This window comes from Glaciimonas sp. GG7, assembly GCF_052976905.1.
In genome coordinates, this window is sequence record NZ_JBRIIQ010000046.1 from 1 (window position 1) to 20,737 (window position 20,737).

Here is a 20,737-nt window from a genome sequence, read left to right on the forward strand (position 1 = left end):
CTGTCAAGTTTTGCACTTGATCTTTGAGAACGCCGAGGTAAGATATTTCGTTGAAATTGTTCAATCATTCCGTGTGTCGGTTTGACACAATGCGCACTTCCTCTCTAATAAAAAGGCTTGCATGACACTCCCGACTTTCTCACGCCGCGATATGCTGCTCACTGCGTTGTCCACCGTCGCGGTGGCGACTTTGCCCGGCCTCGCCCGCGCTCAAGCCAATAATACCGGCGCAGTCGATGACACCCGGTTTTCAATCATGTTGGCCGACTTTTCAGAAGAAATTCTGCGCCTGTCACCGACCTCGGCGAGCTCGCTCGGACTTGATTCGGGGGCCCGCGTTGGTCTCAAATCACGTCTGCAAGATGGGTCTGCGGTGGGCGATGTCGCATGGGCAAGTCAAGTGAAATCAATGCTGACCCGGATGAATACGCTCGAACGTGCCCGACTCAGCCCGGATGCGCAAATCCGCTACGACAGCGTGCACTATGCCGCTAGCGAAGGCGTTGATGGGGTACGCTTTTCGTATGGCGGAGCGGCCAGCGGTTTCAACGGCGGCACTGCACCATTTCCAGTCACACAGCAAGATGGTGCATTGACCGCGGTACCTGAATTTCTCGACTCCCAGCATCAGATAATCAACGCTGCCGATGCCGAAGCCTATCTTGCACGCGTAGCCGCCATGGCGCGCCTGCTCGACCAGGAAAGTACTCGCGTTGCCGAACAAGCCAGTCAAGGCATCATGCCGCCCGACTTCATTGTTCATATTGCACTCGAACAGCTACAGGACTATCGCAAGACCCCGGCAGCAGCACAAAAACTCGTGACCTCAATCACCGAGCGCACTCAAAAACTCGGCATCCCCGGTGACTGGGAAAAGCGTGCAACCATGCTGGTCAACACGCTGGTGTATCCGGCGTTGGAACGCCAGATCACCACCTTTTCCAAGGCCACCGCCAAAGCTACCGATGTCGCTGGTGTGCACCGCTTGCCCGATGGTGCTGCCTATTACCAATGGGCGCTCAAGCTGGGCACCACCACTACCCGTAGCGCTGCCGATATCCACGCCATCGGGCTGGAACAAAATCAACAGTTGCAGGCACGCATGGATGCCATCCTGAAAGCCCAGGGCATGACCGAAGGCACGGTAGGCGCACGCATACAAGCCTTATCCAAGGATCCGGCGCGCTTCTATGCGGATGACGATCAAGGACGCGCGCAACTGATCGCCTATTGCAACGAACGGGTCGCGGCAGTACGCACGCTGATGCCGAAAATTTCGCATCTGAATCTGAAAGCGCCACTGATAGTCAAGCGGGTACCGCCGGATATCGAAGCCGGTGCTGCGCTCGGCTACATGAACTTCGCCGCGCTCGATGGATCGCGGCCAGCGATTTATTACATCAATCTGAAATCCACCATGTTGTGGCCCAAATACGAAATCGCTACCCTGACTGCGCATGAAGGCATTCCCGGCCACACCTGGCAAGGAGCTTACCTGTCTGAGCACCATACAGAGCTGCCACTGATCGCTTCACAAATAGGTTTCAATGCCTTCATCGAAGGTTGGGCTTTGTATGCCGAACAGTTAGTCGATGAATTCGGTCTGTATGATGCCGACCCGTTCAGCCAGATCGGCTATCTTCAGGCCCAGCAATTCCGCGCCTGCCGTCTGGTGGTCGATACCGGTCTGCATGCGATGCGATGGACCCGGCAACAAGCGATCCAGTTTCTGGTCGACAATACCGGCTCCGGCGTGGCATCCATGACCAGCGAAGTCGACCGTTATTGCGTATCACCGGGACAAGCCTGCGGCTACAAGATGGGCCACAACGAAATCCTGCGCCAACGCGAACGGGCCCAAGTGGCATTGGGTAGCAAATTCGATCTGGCCAGCTTTAACGATGCCCTTGTCAAAAGTGGCGGCGTGCCACTGACGGTGTTACCAACGGTGATTGATCGGTATATTGCACTGGCGCGGATGGGGAGTGTTAAAAAGCTGGGGGATTCAGGTAGCAAATCGGCGTAGCCCTACTCTGGAAATTGCGTTATCTGCTCTGGGGCCTCTAACTTTTTAACAGTCCCAGTCAGTAGACTCGCCGTCAAATGATTCGTCAACCGCCCCAGCTTTTGTACTTTTACATCGACAACTTTACGACTGACCAACCATATTGGTTTGAAATACTATCTCAACGCAATCAACTGTCCGGCCAGAAAAGGTTTAACAATAATTTTGTAGGTATCGATATCAAAACAGCGTTTCTTTGGACGCACGATCTGCACATTGGCAGCGTCAATCGAGCCCAGATACATCCAATGGTCAATCACATGGGTCTGACGCCAGCCATCGCATTCTTCAATAATCCCCATTTCACCTGCAAAAGGCCATTGGATCACGCGCATTGCCTCCATCGCTTGCAGCAGATGTTGTTGATGCTCCACTATCGATTCGGCCCCGACACAGGCACCGCGACAGCGTTTAATCTGTCTGGAAAAACAAGCGCGCCCATGTGAGCCGGTCTCAGTACCAGTGACAATCCCGCACAGCTGATGATCGGCAACAATGGTGCGCAGTGTTTCCAGCGCGCTGCGGCGGTTACTGAATATTCCATAAATGCTCGCTTCAGAAGCGAAGTCATAATCCTTCGAAAAAACCACTTCTGGCGCACCATGCGCTGTGATTCTTAACGCGCACATTTCACGTTTGCGCCGTAGTTTAATGTTATGTAGAGGTTGCAGCTCTTTGATCAGCTGCGATTCCAATAACAGCGCGCCGATGTCGCCAGCAGTACGGCGAAACTCGACCCGTCGGCTCTGAGTCAGCATGCGCACCTCATCCACGCAGCGCAGATGCGACAGCACGCGGTGACGAATATTGATACTTTTACCCACGTATAACGGTACGTCGTTGTCGCCGCGAAATATATAGATGCCGGGTTTATTGGGCAGGAGCCGCAGGCTTTCAGGGTCGATATGCGACGGATATACAAACTCGGCACGGGGTGTTATATCTGGTGAAAATTTTTCGCTGATCTTGCGCATAGCCTGTCTGTTTTTTATCGAGATGGAGAACTTCATTTTTTGTCTCGGTGATACGTTTTCTGATCACGGAAATAGGAAAAGACCCCCGCAAAAAAGTACGGATAAACATCATAACCAGTTATGCGTCAGTCCTACTGAAGAGCCGGACGTTTGCACCAAGTACGACTCGCATCACTGGTTAGGCGCCGATTGCACAGCTTCGTCAACTATTGCGATTAAATCTTCCTCGCGCACGCCGATGTTGGTGATCTTACTTACTCCACCTTTAGCGCCGGAATGTGGGGACGAACAGCTTCCTGAATAAAGTGCGAAAGATCACCTTTTTGGCCGCCGCGCTCTGCTTTTAGGATCGGCAAGGTGCAAAAGGTCTATTCTGATCACGTAGACGAGTGCAGTTAAAACCGGAGGCAGCCGATAAGGCAGATTTATTGCAGAGCCAGTGCTCAGCGACCTCTTTACGTACTCATGTAAACAATTTTATTCGCATCCGGCAGATATCAAGCATCCTGGCTGCCATCGCGTCACCTTCCGGTCCATAGTCTGACAGCTTCGGCAGTGCAACCTCGTCAGCAGCCTGCTTCATACGGTCGATCATGTCGTCGATCGCGAGATCAGCATCGCCAGCGCGTAAACCTATTGTGCTGGCCAGCGTCCGAAAGTCTGCCCGGTTTAGCCGGTCGTCCTTGCTATTGAGCTTGAGCGCCATTCGGTCCCGTTCCAGCCGGGCAAAGACGCGCGTCGTCACCGCATCGTAAAGTGGTGCCATGCGCAGGCTGCTGAACTGTTTGTCTCCTGGTTCGACGGTCTTCAAAAGTGCCATGTTTTTGAGATGCAATCGGAAGCCACCGCCATTCGAATCCATCGTGAACCAAATTGCCGATGGGGGCACCGTGCCAGGCCACGATCAGGTTGAGTGCTGCTTTATTGCGTACCAGCGCTGTTGCCGGACGGCGCAAAAGGAAGCGCTCGGATTGCTCACCTTCACGGTACCATTCATTTTCACGGGCAAGAGTCCACACAGCATCGGCTGCGGCCTTCGCGTCCCTGTATTTTTCGATCAAACGCGCGACGATCGACTCCCGCACCATCTCGTCGATCGAGGCTGCATGCTCACTATGCAAGCGAAACGCTTCAAGAAAGCGCTGGCGGATCGATGACACATCGATGCGAAATTCCCCCATGCCGTCGTCCACGACAGCCGAACCGATCGAGGGGTGTTCGGGGGCTTCGTTCTGAATGATCTCCAGCGCGCGAATGCGGGTCCGCTGGCTGCAGCGACCGCTCAGGAAAAGTCTGCCATCCCGTGTTGGCCCCATGAGAATCGCGCTCGCTGCGGACAAGTAAGTTTTGGGATACAGGTATCGAGCGATGTGGACCGCATGCCTGAGCACCATGGCATCTGCGTCTACGTAAATACCGCGCATGAGTTGGACGAGCTTTCCCGTCTCTGCCTGATAGTGGCTGCGCGCCTTGTCAATGTTTTCGCCTACAAGATGGAGAGACATTTTTTTACTTCCGCGTATTTCATCTACGAGAAAGTTATAATTTTTTCAAACGATCGTAAAGAGCGAGCGATTGATCGTCCTGTCTGAGGTAGAGCAGGAAGCCCTACATGGCCTGCCAGATTTCGGCGATACACAGCGGCTGGATTGTCGGGCATTGACAGAAACTGAACTGATACTCACCAGCAGCCGTCCCTGTCGCCATGCCCTGTTGCAGATCGGCTACTTCAAGGCCAAGCATGCCCTCTTCCGTTGCGACTGGAACGAGGTCGAGGGCGATTGTGCCTTCGTGCTGAGCCGCTATTTCCATGGCGAAGCGTTCGAGCGTAAGCCGATCACCATGCATGCGTATTACTCCCAGCGCGAGCGAATTGCCGCACTGTTCGGCTACAAGCTGTGGGCGGCTGAGCTCAAAAATCTGTGCCAGATTGAACACTCACGCTATCGCTCGCCAATGAACTTTACGGTTAATTTACTCAGTGGACTGGTGGCTTATTGTTTGATGCCTAAAAAACCAGCTCTGCTTTTTCCCTTCGTTCGGGCTTTGGCTTGCGATTTTTCAATCAGCCTTATCCCGAACTGAGGTTAGCCAAACAGGTCAGCGCAAATCATCAATCATTTTTTCCAATTTCACTGCATCTGCACTGAATTGGCGAATTCCTTCGGCCAGTTTTTCAGTTCCCATTGCATCGTCGTTGAGCATGTTCCGAAATGCAGATTCGTCGAGGCTGATTTTTTCGATATCAACGGTTTTCGATGCCTCCGGACTGAGTTTGCGAGAAATCGGATCGTTATTTTCTGCCAGCTTCTGCAATAAATCGGGGCTGATCGTCAGCAAATCGCAACCAGCCAGTTCGATGATTTGCGAAGTATTGCGGAAACTTGCGCCCATTACTTCAGTGGCATAACCGAATTTACGGAAGTAGTTATAAACCTGCTTGACCGACTGCACGCCCGGATCATTGGCACCGATATATTCCAGTCCGGTCGATTTTTTATACCAGTCATAAATACGGCCCACAAACGGCGAGATCAACTGCACTTTCGCTTCGGCGCAGGCAATCGCTTGCGGCAACGAAAACAGCAATGTCAGATTGCAATGGATACCTTCTTTTTCCAATACTTCGGCAGCGCGGATACCTTCCCAGGTTGATGCAATTTTAATCAAGATGCGCTTGCGATCAATTCCGGCAGCTTCGTAGAGCGCGATTAATTTGCGGCCTTTTTCTATGGTCCCTTGCGTATCGAACGACAGGCGCGCATCGGTCTCGGTAGAAACGCGGCCGGGAATGAGCTTCAGGATTTCCAAGCCAAACACCACCAATAGCTGATCAATAATATCGCCAGTCGATAATCCTGCGTGATCGCTGACTGCTTGCTGCATCAGGGGCTGATATTGAGCCTTTTGCACTGCTTTCAGAATCAGCGATGGATTAGTCGTCGCATCGTGTGGCGCAAAGGCTTTCATGGACTGAAAGTCACCGGTATCGGCAACGATGGTAGTGAACTGTTTAAGTTGTTCTAATTGATTCATGGCGGTGGGGGACTGTGACGGGTTGATCAAAATATCGTTTGATCATTCTACGCAAAATTTGGATAAGCCCAAGCGATTAGGCTCCAATTACCAACGAAAAACGGTGCCACTGGCACCGTTATGTCGATATGTATTACCGCGATGGACATCGTCATGCCTGAAATGAGGCCATCGATTACATTCTGGTCAACTCAAGTGATGTCGATCGGTGTACTACTGACAAGTATCGCGCCCTCGGGCAGCAGTGTTTGCTGCGGCGAAGCAATGAGCCGCTGTGCCGGAGTTTTGAGACTTTTGAAAGCAGGCGTAGGGGAGTACTCAGCGGTGATATCCCAAATTTGCACAACGAAGTCCGTGGTCTGCTGCGCGGTCAGCACACCGCCAACACCCATCACCACCCCTTTGCCATTGGCGGCAAGTGCGTACTGAGGGTCCCCCGCGTGACCAAATGCAGGACCAATATCCATTTTCCAATTGTAGTGGTCGCGCACCGGTTCTTCAAACCATGTTTCAGTAATCCCCGATACGGTAATGTTGACCCGGTATGGCACGTCCACTTGCTGTGCGTGGGCAATAAGAACCGCTTTATACACCTTGTTTGCAGGCACATCGACTGCTACCTGCTGCGTCACGGTTTGTGCGCGTGCCTGCGTTGATGTCGTCGCGTCGCTGGAGGTATAGGTGTAATCGACAGCAAAATGCGTCGACGCCTCTACACCAAAACCAAAAATATCACCCTTCGCCTTAAAGTCAAAAGTCATTCCGGCTTTGACGACACTACTGACGCTACGGGTTGTGGAGACCGTATTCGTAAATTGATAAGACAGTGTCACGCTGGTGCTGTTGACAAGTCCGTTGCGATTATCGACCACGCTCGATGCAGCAAGCTTCTGTGTTGGCGAGTAGTTCTTATTGTGCATATCAAAGATAGCAGTATTGTCGATGCTATCTGTGAGGCCGCCACACAGTCCGACGCCGTTGTGATTGATTCCATCAGCTCTGTCGTTGTTAGCAGGGTCCAGATTAGTCTTGAGGTGTTTTTTCCACATTGCACTTAATAAAGTCGCAACCTTGGTTTGATCCAAAATAGTCAGAGCCATCGTTATTTCCTTTTCTGTTGATTTGTACGGAGTGTACAAAGACAGAAAATAGGACGATTGAGAGGCCAGTGTAAGTGTCGTTACGGTTACGGTAACGATGCAGTTACACCTTCCACAATATCCGTGCGCAAGCACTACCAGGCCATCACGCCGCCACGCCACTATGCGGTTACTGAATCTCGATGGGTAATATTTCCGTATTGCTTAGAGAAATATCTTACCCATTTCGAGCCTTATTGCAATCCGCTGAGTTGCGCCACTTTGTAGAATATTTTCATGGATTAATGACAAAGACGGTAATGCTCAAAAGCGCATCCTGCACACGTCAGCATTTACCTCATCCATTCGACTTTTACCCTGACTGCGTCTGAATTGGAATATGCATGAACAAACAAGCCTATCGCGTCATCTTCAACCAACAACGCGGCCTGTTAATGGCCGTCGCAGAAACCGTTTCAAGCCAGGGTAAAAGCACCGGCGCAGGCAGCGGAACAAACACAACCAGCGCACCCCTCCTGCGCCTGATCCATCTCACGGTTGCCATCGCCGCGCTCTTTAATAGCATCACCATCGTCCACGCCCAAATCGTCGCCGACCCCAGCCTCGGCGCACATCGCCCAACGGTCGATCAAACCGCCAACGGCCGCCCACTGGTCCAGATCGTCGCCCCCAACGCCGCCGGTGTCTCGCACAATCGCTACCAACAATTCAATGTCGATAAAAACGGCGCCATCCTCAACAACGCGCGCGGTACCACGGCCACGCAAACCGGCGGCTGGATCGACGGCAATCCGCATCTCAGCAACGGCAGCGCCCGCATCATTCTCAACGAAGTACGCGGCACCGGACGCAGTCAACTCAATGGTTACCTCGAAGTCGCCGGACAACGTGCTCAAGTCATCGTCACCAATCCCAACGGCATCACTTGCAGCGGCTGCGGCTTCATCAACACCACGCGCGGCGTGCTCACCACCGGCATGCCGGTCTTCGGTGGCGATGGCAGCCTGGACGCCTTTCGCGTCACCGGCGGCGCTATTGACGTCGGTCAACTACAAGGCGGCAACACCGATCAACTCGATCTGATCGCGCGCAGCGTGCAGGTCAACGGTGAGTTATGGGCCAACCGTCTCAACGTCATCACGGGCGCTAATGAAGTCAACTACGCCAACCTCGGCGTCCAGATCATCGAAGCAAAAGGACAACAGCCGACCGTCAGCATCGACGTTGCCCACCTCGGCGGCATGTACGCCAATAAAATCCGCTTAGTCGGCACCGAAGCCGGTGTCGGCGTGCGCAGCCTCGGTACCATTGCGGCACAAGCAGGCGGCTTTAGCATCGACAGTCGCGGCAAACTGACCCTCAACGGCAAGACCAGCGCCAGCGGCCACATTGCCCTGCGTAGCGACGCCGACATTACCAATACCGGTACGTTGTATGGGCAACAAATGGTGCAGATCAACAGCGCCGGACAACTCAGCAACAGCGGCACGGTTGCCGCCCAAAGCGATCTCACCATTAACGCCGCTGGCATTGCGTCCAGCGGCGTACTAGGCGCTGGCAGCGACGTCAACAGCATCACCACGCAAGTCGGCAACCTGACCCTCAACGCCAGCGGCAGCAGCATCGTCACCGGACAAAACAATGCCGGTAGCAACATCCGCATGACCGGTAGCAGCCTCAATCTGGCGCAGGCCCGGACCAACTCCGCAGGCGATATTGCCCTGACCGCGAGCGCTGGCGACATCGATCACCGCGGCGCTAACTTGCAAGCGGTCGGCGCGACCACCCTCAACGCCAGTGGCGCAATTCTCAACGACGGCGGCATTCTCCAGACAGCCCAATTCAGCAGTGACTCAGCCAGCTTGTCCAACCTCGGCGGCAAGATCAGCCAGTCCGGCAAAGGCGCAACCTACATCAGCACCAGCGCCACCCTCGACAACCACGGCGGTACATTGACCACCAACGCCGAAGACGTAACGTTGCAGTTGGGCAGCCTGATCAACGACGACGGCAAGATGGAGCACGACGGAGTAAACACCCTGCGCATCACCAGCGGCGCACTCAGCAACGTCGGCGGCAGCATCGCTGGCAAAGGCCAGCTAGCCCTCAGCGCCGCCAGTCTGAATAACCAACGCGGTCAACTCAGCGCCGATGGCAGCGCCACGCTCAGCATTGCCGCCGATCTCAACAACACCCAAGGCGCGATGCAAGCCGCCAAGGCCTTACAGATCAGTGCCGCCAACATCGACAACAGCGCCGGGCGTCTGGTGTCGCTCAATACCGATGGCCTTATCCTCAACGCCAGTGGCCAACTCACCAATGCGGCAGGGACGACCGCAGAAGGGGACGAGGGCGGTCACATTGGCAGCAACGGCAACCTCACACTCAGCGCCGCAGAACTAGTCAATAGCGGGACTATCATCGCCAGCGACCATCTCAACGCCGCGGTAGTGAACCAACTCGACAACCACAGCGGTCGCATCGCCGCCGGTAAAACGCTGCAATTGCACGCCGCCAGACTGAGCAATGCCCAAGGCAAGCTCGACGCTGACCGGATCAACGTCAGCGTCAATCAACTCAACAACAACGCCGGCATCATCAACGCTCATCAACTCACCATCGATAGCATCAATCTCTACAACCGTGGCGGACAGATGCGCCACTTAGGCAGCAATGCCAGCACCATGTCGGTCGCTAATCTGCTCGATAACAGCAGCGGCCTGATCCACATTAACAGCGCCGACTTGCGCCTGACGCCGCAGCAACTCAACAACGACGGCGGCGCGATTATCCATGCTGGTACCGGCAGTCTGATACTCAATGTTGGCGACGGCCAAAACGGCACCATCAGCAATCAACAAGGCAGCATCACCAGCAACGGCAACTTAGCGCTGACAGCGGCGACGTTGAACAATCAACGTGGCGACATTACGACTGGCGACCAGGCGCGCCTCAACCTCTCGGGTGATCTCAATAACATCGAAGGCAATCTGCAAGCCGCAAAAGCCCTGGAGATATTGGCAGCCAACATCGACAACAGCGCCGGGCGTCTGGTGTCCTTACATGCTGACGGCTTGATTCTCAATGCCAGCGGTCAGCTGATCAATGCGAGCGGCACAACAGCAGCAGGCGATACAGGCGGCTACATCGGTGGCAATGGCGATGTCACACTCAGCGCAGCAGCGCTGGTAAATAGCGGCGCGATCATCGCCCGTAGTAACCTCAATGCCAGCGTCGGCAACAGACTCAACAACAACAGCGGTCGCTTAGCCGCCGGTAAAGCGCTGCAATTGCAAGCCGCCAGTTTGACCAATGCACAGGGTCTGATCGATGCTTCTCGCATCCATGCCAGCATCAACGAACTCAACAACAACGCCGGTAAAATCGAGGCCGATCAACTCAGCATTCACAGCACAAACCTCACCAATCAACAAGGTCAGTTGCGTCAAATCGGTCATCAAACCAGCACCATTTCTGTCGATGGCGCACTCGACAACAGTAGTGGCCTGATCCAAGCCAACAGCACCGACCTGAGCCTGACCCCGCAGCAGCTCAATAACACAGGCGGCACCATCGCGCTGTTCGGCAGCGGCATCCTGACGGTGAACGTCGGCAAGGGGCAATCCGATCTGCACAATCAAGACGGCAGTATCGGCAGCAACGGCCAACTCGCCATCACCGCCGCCAATATCGACAATCGCAGCGGTCGCCTGTTCGGAGCCGGGCAGGCCAGTTTCACCACTACCGGCAACCTCGACAACAGTGCTGGCGGCGGCCTCAGCGGTAGTCGTCTCAGCATCAACGCCGCAGGCCACCTCAACAACAGCAGCGGCAAGATCAGTAGCACGCAAGACGGCCTTACCATCGCCGCTGCCAGCCTCAATAACACCTCTGGCACGGTACAAAGCATAGGTGCTGCGCCACTCACCATCACCACCGCGCAAGCGATCAACAACGGTGTCGCCAACGGCGTCGGCGGCTTTATCGGCAGCAACGGCATGCTCGCGCTGCACGCTGCGGCCATCGACAACAGCGGCGGCATGCTCACCGCCAAAGACGATCTCACTTTATCGGCAGAGACAAGCGAAGGCGCTGATGGTAAAGAGGAGGATGGCAGTATCACCAACGCCATTACCAACATCGACGGCGTCATCCAAAGCGCCGCCAACCTCCAGCTGCACGCCAGCGCCGCGCTCATCAACCACAACGGCCACATTGAAGCCAACGGCAGCGACCTCACCATCAGCGCCAGCAGCATTGCCAACAACGCAGGCCGCATCGCCAACAGCGGCACCGGCCTGACCCGGATCAACGGCGGCAGCCTGATCGATAACCGCAACGCCGGTAATATAGGGGGCAATGGCAACCTCATCCTGCGCAGTGTGCTGCTCGACAACAGCGCCCACGGCAAGATCATCGGCGGTAGCAATCTGATGCTCGATATCAGCGAGCGACTCAACAACAACGCCGGTACTTTATACGCAGGCAAGCAGATTGAACTCGATCAGCGTAACGCTACGCTTACCAACATCGGCGGCAATATCGGTGCTGCTGGCAACATCGATCTCACGGTTGCCCGTCTTGACAATACCCAAGGCCGGATCGGCAACACCGCAGCAGTCATCGCCGCCGCCGTTAATCCTGATCAAGACGAGGGGCAAGACGCGGATCAAGATAGCGCAGGCGATATCAATCTGACGACTGGCACACTCACCAACACTGCCGGTAGCATCGGCAGTGCACGCAAGCTCAGCCTCAGCGCCGCCACACTCACCGGCGAAGGCCAAGTTATCGCCGGACAAGACGCCAGCATCAAGCTGCAAAGTGATTACACCCACACCGCAGGTAATCACATCAGCGCCAACCGTGATCTCCATTTCACAACCGATGGCGACCTTACCAATGACGGTACTTTCGCCTCCGTGCGTAACCTCACCTTAGGCGCTAACAACATCACCAATCGGCACGGTGCTCTGATCAACGCAGGCGATGGCAACACCGTTATCCGTGCACAAAATGCGCTGTTCAACTACGGTCGCATTTACGGCAACGACATCGCCCTCGGCGCACAAACACTCACCAACGATGTCGCCGCCAATACAACCCAAGCCGGTGTTATCGCCGCCCGCAACAAGCTGGGCGTCGGTGCAAAAAACCTCATCAATCGCGAACACGCCTTACTTCAAAGTCTCGATGACATGACCATCGGCGGTGCGCTCGACGCCGACCATCGCGTCACCGGTATTGCCGATAGCATCCTCAACAGCTCAGCGACCATCGTCGCTGGCGGCGTCTTGCGCATGCACACCGCCACCTTACGCAATCACAACAATCACTTCAGCACCGAGCTGGAAATTGACCCCACTAAAACCCGTCACGTCACCGAGTACCGCTCGTGGAACGACGGCACCTGGTACAGCGCCGACCAGGTCTGGCTCACCAGAACCGGCAAAGGCGGCGTCGTCGTGGTCCTCCCCGGCAACGCCCGTTTCGAGAAATTTTACAAGCGCGACTACACCCAAATCGTTCGTAACACCGTCGTCAAAACCAGCGCCCCCGGCACCATCACCTCCGGCGGCAACATGTTCTTGTCAGGCAACATCACCAACGACAAAAGCACCATCATCGCCGGAGGCACCCTCAGCGGCAGCCTGGGGTCGATCAACAACATCGGTGCTGTCGGAGAAATCACCACGACCAACAACATGACCGCCGGTCAAAATTACTATCACTGGGTCACCGGCAGCAAACACAACAATCGCTACACCTACGACAACGGCGGTCGCGCCTATGACGTAGCACTCCCCACGCAGATGCTCGACCTGCCGGTCTGGACCCAACAACAAAATACCCGCCCCGTCAGTGGCCCCAATCAAGCCATCGGCAACCACGTCAATACCAGCGAAGTCCCCATCATCAACGGCAGCGCCTTATCACCCAATCAAGCCAGTCCAGTCATCGGCAGTGATGACACCAATGTAGTAGAAGCCGCCACCGGCAGCGCAGGTGTCAACACCACCACAGAGGGCGATGACCGTATCATCGTCGCCGCCAGTGGCAGTGCCGGAGACAACACCAGCACCAGCGGCCGTCCCATCACGGTCGGCACAGCCGAGACCCCGCTGCCCAACCTGAGGCTCCCCGACAACCAGTTATTCGTCATCAAAACCCAACCAACCCAGCCCTACCTGATCGAAACCGATCCCCAATTCACCCACTACAAAACCTTCATCTCCAGCGACTACCTGCTAGGCCGTCTCTCGCTCGATCCGCAAAAAGTACAAAAGCGCTTAGGCGACGGTTTCTACGAACAAAAGCTGATCAATGACCAGATCGCCCAACTCACCGGCAAGCGCTTTTTAGGCGGCTACCACAGCAACGAAACCCAATATCAAGCCTTAATGGAAGCCGGTGTCGCCAGCGCCGCCGAATTCAAACTCACCCCCGGCATCGCTTTGAGCGCCGCGCAAATGGCCGTACTCACCTCCGACATCGTCTGGCTAGTCAAGCAAACAGTCAGCTTGCCCGACGGCAGCCAGACCCAGGTACTCGCCCCGGTCGTCTACCTCAGCCGCCTCAGTGCTGGTGATATCCAACCCACCGGCGCACTGATTGCCGCCCACAACATCGACCTCAGCATCAACGGCACGTTAGAAAACGGCGGGACGTTGCAAGCCGCTGGCAACATGATCATCAAAGCCACCGACATCAGCAACAGCGGCAACATCCGCAACACAGGCAACATCCGCAACACAGGCAAAGGCAGCAGCACTCACCTGATCGCTAAAAACGACCTCCTCAACCAAGGCGGTACGATCAGCGGCCACCGCATCGGCATCCTGGCCGGGCGCGACATCACGCTGAGCACCGCCACCATCGCCGCCACCGGCAAAAACGGCACGAACAGCGCAAGAGGCAATACCGCCAGCATCAATGCCGATCAGCTAGCGATGCAAGCCGGGCGTGACCTCACTCTCACTGCCGCCAGCGTCAATGTCAGTGCTGACGCCACACTAGCCGCCGGGCGCGACCTCAGCCTGAATACCGTCACTACAGAAGCCACCTCCAACGTCCGTTACGACAGCCGCAACCACCTCAACGAAAGCCAGACCACCGTCATCGGAAGTACCATCAGCAGCGGCGGCAATCTCAGCCTCAGCGCAGGTCAAGACCTCACAGCCAGCGCCGCCTATGCCAACGCAGGCGGTCAACTCGCAGCCACAGCCGGACGCGATATCAGCATCGGCAGCGCCGACCAAAGCAGCAGTCTGGATCAAGCCATTTACACCACCTCCAAAGGCTTGCTGTCGTCTTCTACTAGCAGTTCGCAAGACCGCGCTCACAACACCACGGCCATCGGCAGCACGTTCTCGGGTGATAGCGTAAAGGTACAAGCCGGGCGCGATATCCATGTCAGCGGCAGCAATATCGTCGGCACTAAAGATGTCGCGTTAATCACCGCTAACGACCTCACTATCACCACCGCTCACAACACAAGTGCACGCCAATTCGATACACAAGAAACCACCTCCGGCATGTTCAGTGGCGGCGGCCTGGGTGTCACGATGGGATCGAAAGCGCAGCAAGATGCGCAGACCAATACCGGCGTCACCCACAGCGGCAGCATGATCGGTTCCACCGACGGCAACCTCACCCTGTACGCAGGCAATGCTTACACCCAAACCGGCAGTCAGGTCACCGCCCTCAAAGGAGACATCAGCATCGCCGCACAAACGGTCGACATCAACGCCGCCTTCGACACCGCCCAACACACCAGCAAAACCAAAACCCAACAAAGCGGCCTCACGCTAGGCGTCACCGCCCCCATCCTCAGCGCGATTCAGGCCGCGCAACAAATGACGCAAGCCTCCACCAAAACCGATGATCCAAGGATGCAACTGATGGCCGCTGCCAACGTCGGATTTGCCGCCAAAGACGCCGCTGCAGCCGTCCAGAATCCCACCGAAGGCGTCACCGTCGCGCTCACCATCGGCGCGAGTAAAAGCGCCAGCGAAAGCAAACAAACCAGCAGCACCGTCGTCGGCTCCAGCGTCAACGCCGCCGGTAACGTCGTCATCGCCGCAACCGGCAAAGCCAAAGACAGTCACCTCAACCTCACCGGCAGCGACATCAGCGCCGGTCAACACGCCATCCTCAAAGCCGACGGCGACATTCATCTCAACGCCGCCCAAAGCCACAGCGACCAACACAGCACCAGCTCATCTTCCAGCGCCGCCGTCGGCATTGCGGCCACCTTCGGCTCCAAAGGCATGGCCCTCGGCATCACCGCCAACGCTGCCGGTAGCCGTGGGAAGGCAGACGGCAACGACGCCACCCAAGTCAACACCCATGTCAGCGCCGGTAAAACCGTCATCCTCGAATCCGGCCACGACACCAACCTCATCGGCGCAGTCGCCAGCGCCGATCACATCCTCGCCAACGTCGGCACCAGCGGCCACGGCAACCTGACCATCGAAAGCCTGCAAGACACCAGCACCTATCAAAGCAAAGACCAACACATCGGCGGCAGCGTCACCGCCGGTATCGGCTTCTCCGCCAGTGGTAACTTTGGTCAAAGTAAGGTCGATGGTGACTACGCCAGCGTCGGCGAACAATCCGGCCTCAAAGCTGGCGACGGCGGTTTCATCATCAACGTGCAAGGCAACACCGATCTCAAAGGGGCTATCATCGCCAGCAGTGACAGCGCTGCGACCAACAACAAAAACCTCTTGATTACCAACACCATCACGCACAGCGATATCGACAATCACAGCCACTATGAAGCCAGCAGCATCAGTCTGGGCGGAGGATTTAGCGTGGGCGGAGGTGGTGATAAGGGCGCTGGAAAAGAGGCGAATAGTGCGCCATCAGAAGGCAATCCATCAGGACCATCGGCAACTGAAAATAATCCACAAACACCCGCCACAGACAACGGCCCCGGCACGCCAACACAAGGAGTTTCCATCGCTAAATTCAACAACGCCACCACAGGCACCTCCGCCGGTTTCAGCAGCGACAGCGGCAGCAGCACCGGCACGACAAAGAGCGGTGTCAGTACAGGCACCATCGTCATCCGCGACGACGCAAGCCAACAACAACTCACCGGCCAAACAGCCGCCGATGCCATCGCCAGCATTAATCGCGAAGTCAGCGCCGATCAAGAAAACACCGGCAGCCTGACCAAAGACTGGGACGCGCAAAAGCTAAAAGAAAAAGTCACCGCAGAAGCGCAAATCACCGCCGTCTTCGGCCAACGCGCCGCCAAAGAAGTCGGTGACTATGCGGGTAAAAAACAGAAAGAAGCCGAGGCCAGAGGTGACAAGGAAGAAGCTAAAAAATGGGCTGAAGGCGGCGCATACCGAAACGCTCTTCACACCGGCATCGGCGCACTCACCGGCGGTGCATCCGGTGCAGCAGGGGCGCTTGCTTCGGCCAGTGCGATGGACGCGATTGGTGGCGTGATCGATCAGATGGATGTGCCGGAGGTGGTCAGAAAAGGGTTGGCGCAAATCACGGCGACGGCGGTGGGGGCGGCTGTGGGTGGTGCGTCTGGGGCGGCGGCTGGGTTGAATGTTGAGGCTAATAATCGGCAGTTGCATGACGATGATCGCGCTCTGGCCAAGAAGATTTATGCCAAAGCCAAAAAAGACGGATTGCCCTACACCCTTCAACAGATTGAGGCACAACTACGCTTGTCGGACCGCGTGGATATGAACGGAAACGTGATCGAATCCGGCAAGCCTGACGTGATTAATTTAGCGACGACTAAACCGATTGATTCCGGTGCCGAATGGTCCGGCGTGCCTGGTACGACGTTTGGAAAAGAGCTCCAGGCGCAGCCCGATGCGGACCTGATTGGCTATATTCAGTCGCAGCAGAAAGATCTTCAAAACGATATCCCGTTTACTGGGACAGCGGATTTTAGTCGGTTTCCTCGAACCACCAATACACCGTCACCGATACCGACGGCAAATTGCGGCGCTGGTGCAGCTGATTGTGCAGCGGGAATTGCACCACCACTCACGCAAGCGCAGCGTGAGGCAAGACGGAATCAAGGAGCTGATTTGGCTGGGAGTATTTCGACACAGGCGGGACGCTTTGCGGCGGCTGCGACTGCTTATGGGGCGTATCTGGCTTCGCAACCGAATGTGGCTACGCAAACTGGGGCGGCGGTGCAGTTTGGGATGGCGGGGACGGCGACTGTTGTTGGATTTGGGGCGTCGGCTTTTGAGCAGTTTTTGAGGCCTAATTCAAAGGGGCTTGGCTTTGATAGTACGGTGGATATGACAAATTTCTATGTGTCAGAAAAATTTCGATTGATTAGTCCTATAACAAATGAAATTAGCGAGAGTATTAAAGGATCAGATTGGGAAAATGTATTAAAAAATGGACGTAGATAGAAATGAGAATACATTTAATATTTATTAAAGATGGCAATTTTACATCTTGGTTAAGGGCTATTTTTTTACTAATTGGAATTTGTATAGTTTATGTAAGTTTGAAATATTTTGACTCCATACTTTTAATGTCACTCGGATTGTTTTTTGCTGCTTTGGGAGGGTACTCCAGTAGAGCGCATACAGCTCTACTAAAACCATTCGACAGTAGCTATAAAAAAGCTAAAGAAAGCTACAAAAAAGAGGATAAAAAATAGTCGCTAATAACCGCTAACTTCAAAACGATGATCGCGCTCTGGCCAAGAAGATTTATGCCAAAGCCAAAAAAGACGGATTGCCCTACACCCTTCAACAGATTGAGGCACAACTACGCTTGTCGGACCGCGTGGATATGAACGGAAACGTGATCGAATCCGGCAAGCCTGACGTGATTAATTTAGCGACGACTAAACCGATTGATTCCGGTGCCGAATGGTCCGGCGTGCCTGGTACGACGTTTGGAAAAGAGCTCCAGGCGCAGCCCGATGCGGACCTGATTGGCTATATTCAGTCGCAGCAGAAAGATCTTCAAAACGATATCCCGTTTACTGGGACAGCGGATTTTAGTCGGTTTCCTCGAACCACCAATACACCGTCACCGATACCGACGGCAAATTGCGGCGCTGGTGCAGCTGATTGTGCAGCGGGAATTGCACCACCACTCACGCAAGCGCAGCGTGAGGCAAGACGGAATCAAGGAGCTGATTTGGCTGGGAGTATTTCGACACAGGCGGGACGCTTTGCGGCGGCTGCGACTGCTTATGGGGCGTATCTGGCTTCGCAACCGAATGTGGCTACGCAAACTGGGGCGGCGGTGCAGTTTGGGATGGCGGGGACGGCAACTGTTGTTGGATTTGGAGCGTCGGCTTTTGAGCAGTTTTTGAGGCCTGATGCCGTTGGGTTAGCAACTGGAAGCTTCTTAGAACCTATTCAAAATCTTTTTGCCAATGAGGCTGAAATTATGTATTTTGTTTAAATGCGAAAAAAATACCCAAGCGATATAAGCCGCGAGATGTTTGAACAGATAGCGCCGCTCTTGATGAGTGCTCGGAAGCGAACGAAGCCACGGAAAATTGATGTGTACGACGTATTTTGCGCGATTCTGTATCTACTTAAAAGCGGGTGTCAGTGGGATATGATTCCAAGCGACTTTCCGAAGAAGACCACGGTGTATTACTACTTTCAACTATGGAAAGAGAAGCCGTCGGAAGATGGACTAAGCCTGCTTGAGCAGGCTTTAAAAAAATGTAGTTGGCGTGGTCCGCATCAGCAATGGACGGAGCGCGTTGACCACGTTCGTCATCGTTGATGCGCAAAGTGTTAAAAATACGGATACGGCAAAGTACAAGGGATATGACGCCGGTAAGAAAGTATCGGGTATCAAGCGCCATATTGCGGTTGATACCCAAGGCTTACCGCATGCGATTTCAGTGACAACGGCCGATGTGACGGATAGAAAAGGCGCTTTGGAAGCGCTGAGACGACACAAAAAATCATTATCCAAAGTCGTTAATATGCTAGCCGATGGAGGGTATACCGGAGAGCCTTTTGCCGATGGCGTACGCGAAATATTGGGAGCATCCGTGAGCATCGCCAAACGCAATGAGCTTCATACCTTTGCTGTGATGCCTCAGCGTTGGGTCGTGGAACGCTCTTTTGCATGGCTTGAGAAATGCAGAAGGCTGTGGAAGAACTGTGAACGTCAACTTAACACCAGCCTTCAGTTCGTCAATTTGGCATTTCTCGTTTTGCTCTTGAAAAGATGTTGAAAAGATTTTGAATAGGTTCTTAGATATTGTTAACTCGGGTTTGAGTAGTAAATTCCCACTTGTTTGACCTGTTTTAAACGAAGTCGCAGAAGTTTTGAAGTCTAGTGCGCCAACGGGCAATGCGGCGGGAAAATTAAATAATTCACATGGTGTAAAAAATGACGTTCATTAAAGACGGAAATTTCACCCCGTGGTTTAGAGCCTTAATTTGGATTAGTGGCCTAATAACAGCCGTTCTATTTTATTACCTTGCTACAGGAAAGGTAATGTTCTGGGGAGTGACTATCAGCATAATTTTTGCAGCAATTGGCGCTTATTCGGAAAAAGCACACACGTTAAGATTAAAGCCTTTCGACAATGCTTATAAAAAAGCCAAAGAGAGTTGTAACAAAGAGGATAAAAAATAGTCTCTAACAATCGGCAGTTGCATGACCATGAACGTAAATGGTCAAAAGATAAGGCAGCAGATTTTGCAAAAATCTATAAAGAACAAACGGGAACCGAACTCAGCCCCGAACAGGCTCAAAACATGTTGTTAGGAATTGGCTACCGCATGGTCGATGCCTCTGCGAACAAAGGGCCGGGCATGGCTGGTCCACGCGATGATGCGGTCGCAGTGGCCTACATTAGCCAAAATGCTGGTGACATGTTTAAAGCAACGGCGGCGGAATACAACCATCCCGGGAAGCTGGGAGGACCGTTGACACCGGAGCAGGCGGTGTTGCCGGGTGCGGTCGGCAATCCGGTGGTGGGATTGGCGGTGGCTGGTGCGGTAACCGGCGGGCTGACGATTGCAGGGACTGGTACTGGGGCGGTGATTGCTTCGGCGACTGATGTCTATGCCGCTTATAAGGCTGCGATGGCTGGGTATTCGACGGGGGCGGCGTTGAGGACGGGAGTGGCGACTGGGGGGGGGGCTTCTTATACGGGAATGGCTGCGGGTGGTGCAGTTTATGACAAAGTAACGCAAGGTCAAAATATAGCTGAAGGACTTGATCAACAATTTTCTATCTCAGGATTGGCTACCGCAATGACGGTAGGCGGGTTAACCAGTATGTATGGCACTGCGATGTTTGGTTGGGCTGGCGTGCCTAATTCCATTACAAACTGGGTGACAGTCCCGGGATTTATTATTCGTGCGAATAGCGGTGTGTTTGGAAGTGTTGCCGGTCAAGCAGTACAAGGCGCGGTTAAGTCATCCTCTGATCGCTAACCGGAGATCATTATGTTTGATGGTTTTTGGTCTGGAATATTTAGCGGTTTATTTGGCCCAGCGATTGCACTATGGTTGAGTCGGTTCAAGTATTGGGTAGTTTTTTTAGTGGCAATGATGAGTACATATATAGGATTGTTTGTG

Annotated in this window: 12 protein-coding genes and 1 pseudogene; 7 read left to right on the top strand and 6 right to left on the bottom strand. The window is 54.4% G+C overall.

Translation table 11 applies throughout. The features are described from left to right. Window positions 1–121 precede the first annotated feature (121 nt). Window positions 122–2,026, top strand: coding sequence for a DUF885 domain-containing protein (locus ACVBEF_RS12155; RefSeq protein ID WP_447124210.1), 1,905 nt, complete (start codon window positions 122–124; stop codon window positions 2,024–2,026). 155 nt (window positions 2,027–2,181) lie between these two features. On the opposite strand, the gene ACVBEF_RS12160 is transcribed toward ACVBEF_RS12155, so the two are convergent. From ACVBEF_RS12160 to ACVBEF_RS12175, 4 genes are all read right to left on the bottom strand, one after another. Continuing rightward, complete coding sequence (locus tag ACVBEF_RS12160) at window positions 2,182–3,075, bottom strand: endonuclease (protein ID WP_447123961.1); 894 nt, start codon at window positions 3,073–3,075, stop codon at window positions 2,182–2,184. A 218-nt stretch (window positions 3,076–3,293) separates the two neighbouring features. Then, a complete protein-coding gene (locus ACVBEF_RS12165) occupies window positions 3,294–3,395 on the bottom strand; it encodes a ribbon-helix-helix domain-containing protein (RefSeq protein ID WP_447124211.1) in 102 nt (33 codons plus the stop codon). Window positions 3,396–3,502: 107 nt separating this feature from the next. After that, window positions 3,503–3,811, bottom strand: coding sequence for a hypothetical protein (locus ACVBEF_RS12170; RefSeq protein ID WP_447124228.1), 309 nt, complete (start codon window positions 3,809–3,811; stop codon window positions 3,503–3,505). Beyond that, the gene (locus ACVBEF_RS12175) at window positions 3,726–4,544 is read right to left on the bottom strand and encodes a hypothetical protein (RefSeq protein WP_447124212.1); all 819 of its coding nucleotides are present in this window, start codon (window positions 4,542–4,544) and stop codon (window positions 3,726–3,728) included. The genes ACVBEF_RS12170 and ACVBEF_RS12175 overlap by 86 nt, the downstream gene beginning before the upstream one ends. 52 nt (window positions 4,545–4,596) lie before the next feature. Here ACVBEF_RS12175 and ACVBEF_RS12180 point away from each other — a divergent pair. Beyond that, a pseudogene (locus ACVBEF_RS12180) lies at window positions 4,597–4,950 on the top strand (DUF4158 domain-containing protein); the annotation flags it as partial. Between the two features lie 189 nt (window positions 4,951–5,139). Here ACVBEF_RS12180 and tal read toward each other — a convergent pair. Both tal and ACVBEF_RS12190 read right to left on the bottom strand, forming a co-directional pair. Further along, entirely contained in the window at window positions 5,140–6,075 is a 936-nt protein-coding gene (gene tal / locus ACVBEF_RS12185) for a transaldolase (protein ID WP_447124213.1), read from the bottom strand. A gap of 191 nt (window positions 6,076–6,266) precedes the next feature. Beyond that, window positions 6,267–7,175: an aerolysin family beta-barrel pore-forming toxin gene (locus tag ACVBEF_RS12190; RefSeq protein ID WP_447124214.1), complete on the bottom strand. Its 909-nt coding sequence runs from the start codon at window positions 7,173–7,175 to the stop codon at window positions 6,267–6,269. Window positions 7,176–7,558: 383 nt separating this feature from the next. Here ACVBEF_RS12190 and ACVBEF_RS12195 point away from each other — a divergent pair, with 383 nt between their 5' ends. From ACVBEF_RS12195 to ACVBEF_RS12215, 5 genes are all read left to right on the top strand, one after another. Beyond that, on the top strand, window positions 7,559–17,575 hold the full coding sequence (locus tag ACVBEF_RS12195; protein WP_447124215.1) for a two-partner secretion domain-containing protein: 10,017 nt from the start codon (window positions 7,559–7,561) through the stop codon (window positions 17,573–17,575). Between the two features lie 331 nt (window positions 17,576–17,906). After that, window positions 17,907–18,587, top strand: a complete 681-nt coding sequence (locus ACVBEF_RS12200) for a hypothetical protein (RefSeq protein WP_447124216.1) — start codon at window positions 17,907–17,909, stop codon at window positions 18,585–18,587. Continuing rightward, window positions 18,588–19,380, top strand: a protein-coding gene (locus tag ACVBEF_RS12205) for an IS5 family transposase (protein WP_447121918.1) whose coding sequence is annotated in 2 segments (ribosomal slippage) — window positions 18,588–18,857 and window positions 18,859–19,380 — 792 coding nt in all. Because the reading frame shifts where the segments join, the coding sequence is not laid out codon by codon here. It abuts the gene before it with no gap. Window positions 19,381–19,538: 158 nt separating this feature from the next. Further along, the gene (locus ACVBEF_RS12210) at window positions 19,539–19,787 is read left to right on the top strand and encodes a hypothetical protein (RefSeq protein WP_447124217.1); all 249 of its coding nucleotides are present in this window, start codon (window positions 19,539–19,541) and stop codon (window positions 19,785–19,787) included. Window positions 19,788–19,909: 122 nt separating this feature from the next. Continuing rightward, window positions 19,910–20,593, top strand: a complete 684-nt coding sequence (locus tag ACVBEF_RS12215) for a hypothetical protein (protein WP_447124218.1) — start codon at window positions 19,910–19,912, stop codon at window positions 20,591–20,593. Window positions 20,594–20,737 lie beyond the last annotated feature (144 nt).